The 3990-nt window shown below is 56.0% G+C and carries 3 protein-coding genes; 1 reads left to right on the plus strand and 2 read right to left on the minus strand.

The window, feature by feature from the left end; all coding sequences use genetic code 11:
- Window positions 1–403 precede the first annotated feature (403 nt).
- Together HX786_RS29795 and HX786_RS29800 are read right to left on the minus strand one after the other, a co-directional pair.
- Complete coding sequence (locus tag HX786_RS29795; protein WP_177116525.1) at window positions 404–1624, minus strand: CaiB/BaiF CoA-transferase family protein; 1221 nt, start codon at window positions 1622–1624, stop codon at window positions 404–406.
- A 13-nt stretch (window positions 1625–1637) separates the two neighbouring features.
- Window positions 1638–2819 carry an acyl-CoA dehydrogenase gene (locus tag HX786_RS29800; protein ID WP_003214743.1) on the minus strand — a complete coding sequence of 394 codons (1182 nt, stop codon included), beginning with the start codon at window positions 2817–2819 and terminating at the stop codon, window positions 1638–1640.
- A gap of 157 nt (window positions 2820–2976) precedes the next feature.
- Between HX786_RS29800 and HX786_RS29805 the strand changes: the two genes are divergently transcribed.
- Window positions 2977–3876 carry a LysR family transcriptional regulator gene (locus HX786_RS29805; RefSeq protein WP_168197498.1) on the plus strand — a complete coding sequence of 300 codons (900 nt, stop codon included), beginning with the start codon at window positions 2977–2979 and terminating at the stop codon, window positions 3874–3876.
- The last annotated feature ends 114 nt before the right edge of the window (window positions 3877–3990 follow it).

Raw genomic sequence — 3990 nt, forward strand, 5'->3', positions numbered from 1 at the left:
AGAAGTTTTCAAAGTTTCCTTTGTAACTTCAACCACTTGCGCTTCCGATCTCTCGTTAGCGGGAGGCGAATTCTACAGCGTTACACGCTGCTGTCAACACCTCTTTTTCTCCGCTTTCGACCGAGAAGATCGAAACGTTAATAGGGCCAAACAACACTGCCTTACTAACTCCTTCTGGGCTTCGATGACCTGAAGCAACTCGCTGCCGAAACCTACATAACTCTTTGTTTACCAAGGAGTTTTCCGTTTCGACTGCGCCGGAAGTGGGGCGAATTATAGACTTCCAGAATCTGCCGTCAACCCTTAATTCAGCTTTTCTATCAAATAGGCATTTCTGGCTAAAAACCGACCAACTTCCCTCCATATAGAGAGCCTCAACAACCCTCTATATAGAAGAGAAGCTTCAGATGACCCCGGCCTCCCTCAAAGCCGACACATTCGCTGGCGTCAAACCCAGCACTTGCTGCAGCACCTGATGGGTATGCTCACCCAACAGCGGAGGTGCGCTGCGGTATTCAACAGGCGTCTTGGACAGGCGCATAGGACTTGCCACCTGGGGCACAGTACCAGCCAACGCATGAGGCAACTGCATCGCCAACCCGCGCGCTTTCACCTGAGGATCGGCAAACACCTGCGCCAGGTCATTGATCGGGCCGCAAGGCACACCTACTCGCTCCAGCTGAGCCACCCATTCAGCCGTGCTCTTGAACACGGTAGCCTGACGGATCAACGGAATCAGCACCGCCCTGTTAGCCACTCGCAGCTTATTAGTAGCAAACCTAGGATCATCCGCCCACTGGGGCTGCCCAGCCACTTCGGCAAATTTGCGGAACTGCCCATCATTACCCACAGTAAGAATGAAGTCGCCATCCGCCGTAGGAAAATCCTGATAGGGAACGATATTCGGATGAGCGTTACCCAGGCGCTTTGGAGAGACGCCCGTCGTCAGGTAGTTCATCGCCTGATTAGCCAGACAAGCCACCTGCACATCCAGCAACGCCATATCGATATGCTGGCCGCCACCATCATGATCCCGGTGAGCCATGGCCGCCAGGATCGCAACTGTCGAGTAAAGCCCCGTAAGAATATCCGTCAGCGCCACGCCAACCTTAACCGGTCCGGCGCCGTCTTCACCCTCCGGGCGGCCAGTCAGGCTCATCAGCCCGCCAAGCCCCTGGATCATGAAGTCGTAGCCCGCCCGCGTCGCATAGGGCCCGGTTTGACCAAACCCGGTAATCGAGCAGTAGATCAACTCCGGATTGATCTCCTTGAGCGACTCATAGTCCAACCCATAGGCCGCCAAGCCGCCTACCTTGAAGTTCTCGATCAGAATGTCGGACTTCGCCGCCAGGTCACGCACCAGCTTCTGGCCCTCCGGCCGCGTGAAGTCGATCGTCACCGATTCCTTGTTGCGATTGGCAGACAGGTAATACGCCGCCTCAGTGGTGTTTTCCCCATACGCATCCTTGAGGAAGGGTGGCCCCCAGGCACGAGTGTCGTCGCCACTCCCGGGCCGCTCGACCTTGATCACTTCAGCGCCAAGGTCTGCAAGTATCTGCCCGGCCCAAGGGCCCGCCAGCACTCGCGACAAATCCAGTACCCGCAGGTGCGAAAGCGCGCCCATGGTCGTTCTCCTATTAATAGAACGCCTGAATACCGGTTTGCGCTCGCCCCAGGATCAATGCATGCACGTCGTGAGTACCCTCATAGGTATTCACCACTTCAAGGTTGACCAGGTGGCGGGCAATGCCGAACTCATCCGAGATGCCGTTACCACCGAGCATGTCACGCGCCATCCGGGCAATGTCGAGCGACTTGCCACACGAGTTACGCTTCATGATCGAGGTGATTTCCACAGCCGCAGTGCCCTCATCCTTCATACGACCCAACCGCAGGCATCCTTGCAGCGCCAGGGTGATTTCAGTCTGCATGTCTGCGAGCTTCTTCTGGATCAGTTGAGTAGCCGCCAAAGGCCGCCCGAACTGCTGGCGATCAAGGGTGTACTGACGCGCGGTATGCCAGCAGAACTCCGCGGCCCCCAAGGCACCCCACGAGATCCCGTAGCGTGCCGAGTTAAGGCAAGTGAACGGTCCTTTCAGGCCACGCACATCCGGGAAGATGTTCTCTTCAGGAACAAACACGTTATCCATGACGATTTCACCGGTGATCGAGGCGCGCAATCCGACCTTGCCGTGGATCGCCGGAGCACTCAGGCCTTTCCAACCCTTTTCCAGCACGAAGCCGCGAATGTCGCCCGCATCGTCCTTGCCCCACACCACGAACACATCCGCAATCGGGCTGTTGGTAATCCACATCTTGCTGCCAGTGAGGCTGTAGCCGCCATCCACTTTGCGCGCGCGGGTAATCATCGCGCCCGGGTCGGAACCATGGTTAGGCTCGGTCAGGCCAAAGCAGCCAATCCATTCACCAGAGGCCAGCTTCGGCAGGTATTTCTGCTTTTGCGCTTCGGTACCGAATTCATTGATAGGCACCATCACCAGTGAGGACTGCACACTCATCATCGAACGGTAGCCAGAGTCCACACGCTCTACTTCACGAGCGATCAGGCCATAGCTGACGTAGTTCAATCCACTGCCACCGTACTGCTCTGGAATCATCGCCCCCAGCAGGCCGGTCTCACCCATTTCGCGGAAGATCGCAGGGTCAGTCTTTTCATGGCGGAAGGCTTCGAGAACACGGGGCGCCAGCTTGTCCTGGGCGAACTGTTGGGCACTGTCGCGCACCATGCGTTCTTCTTCGGTGAGCTGTGAATCCAGCAGCAGTGGATCGATCCAGTTGAAGCTTGCCTTACCGCCCATGAGTGAGTCCTCGCGAAGTAAATCAAAAGTCGTGCATGGAGCCTAGGCCGGGCAGGCGAGGAGGGCAAACGAGGATTTTGCATAGCCTTGTGCTAATTTCTCACTCCGTAACATTCAAAAGCGGCATAGATGCTCTTTACTTGTGAGGTCACGGTACATGCGCAGAAAAATTCCCAGCACCACGGCGCTGGTCAGTTTCGAGGCTGCAGCCCGCCACGAGAGCTTTACCAAGGCGGCACAGGAGCTTTCGATCACCCAGGGCGCAATCTGCCGACAAATCGCCAGTCTTGAGGAGTTTTTAAGTGTCGAGCTGTTTCGACGCTCGCGCCGGGGCGTGAAACTGACAGAAGCAGGGCTTTCCTACAGTCGCCGGGTGGCTACGCAACTTGACGCCGTGGAACGCGACACCCTTTCGATCATGGGACAGCAGGGCACCAACGTTATTGAACTGGCGGTGGTCCCGACCTTCGGCACCCAATGGCTGATCCCACGCCTCAAGGACTTTCAGCACCAGCATCCCGAAGTCACCGTCAACCTGACCAACCGCACACGGCCTTTCCTGTTCGCCGATACCGAATTCGACGCGGCAATCTACTTTGGCGATGCCGACTGGTCCGGTACCGAATCCCACAAACTGATGGGAGAAAACCCGCTCCCTGTATGCAGCCCGCGCTTGCTGGACGGTCGCACGCACTTCACTGCACACGAAATCGCCGAACTGCCCCTGCTACAACAAACCACTCGACCCTATGCCTGGCGCCAGTGGTTCAACGCGCAACAGCTGGACATACCCCGCGACATGACAGGCCCGCGTTACGAGCTATTCTCCATGTTGTCCCAGGCAGCCATGCACGATATGGGCATTGCACTGATACCGCCGTTCCTTATTCAAAGGGAACTGAGCGATGGGCACTTGGTGATTGCCAGCCCTCAGGTACTGGCGAGCTCAAAGGCTTACTACCTGATGATTCCCGAGAGAAAGGTCGAATCAGCTTCTCTGCATGCGTTCAGAGACTGGCTGATTGATCAGTCGCATCGTTACAACCCCAATATCTAAAGGGTCTTCGTCAATTTATTAACTTTGTAGTCAACAAAATAAAATACCTACATATGTATATATATGTCGCAATTTAGAAGACCGCATCTTTTGACCCTGAAATGGCCTTTAAGC

The sequence above is a fragment of the Pseudomonas sp. 21615526 genome (assembly GCF_013386245.1).
Classification (GTDB): Bacteria; Pseudomonadota; Gammaproteobacteria; order Pseudomonadales; family Pseudomonadaceae; genus Aquipseudomonas.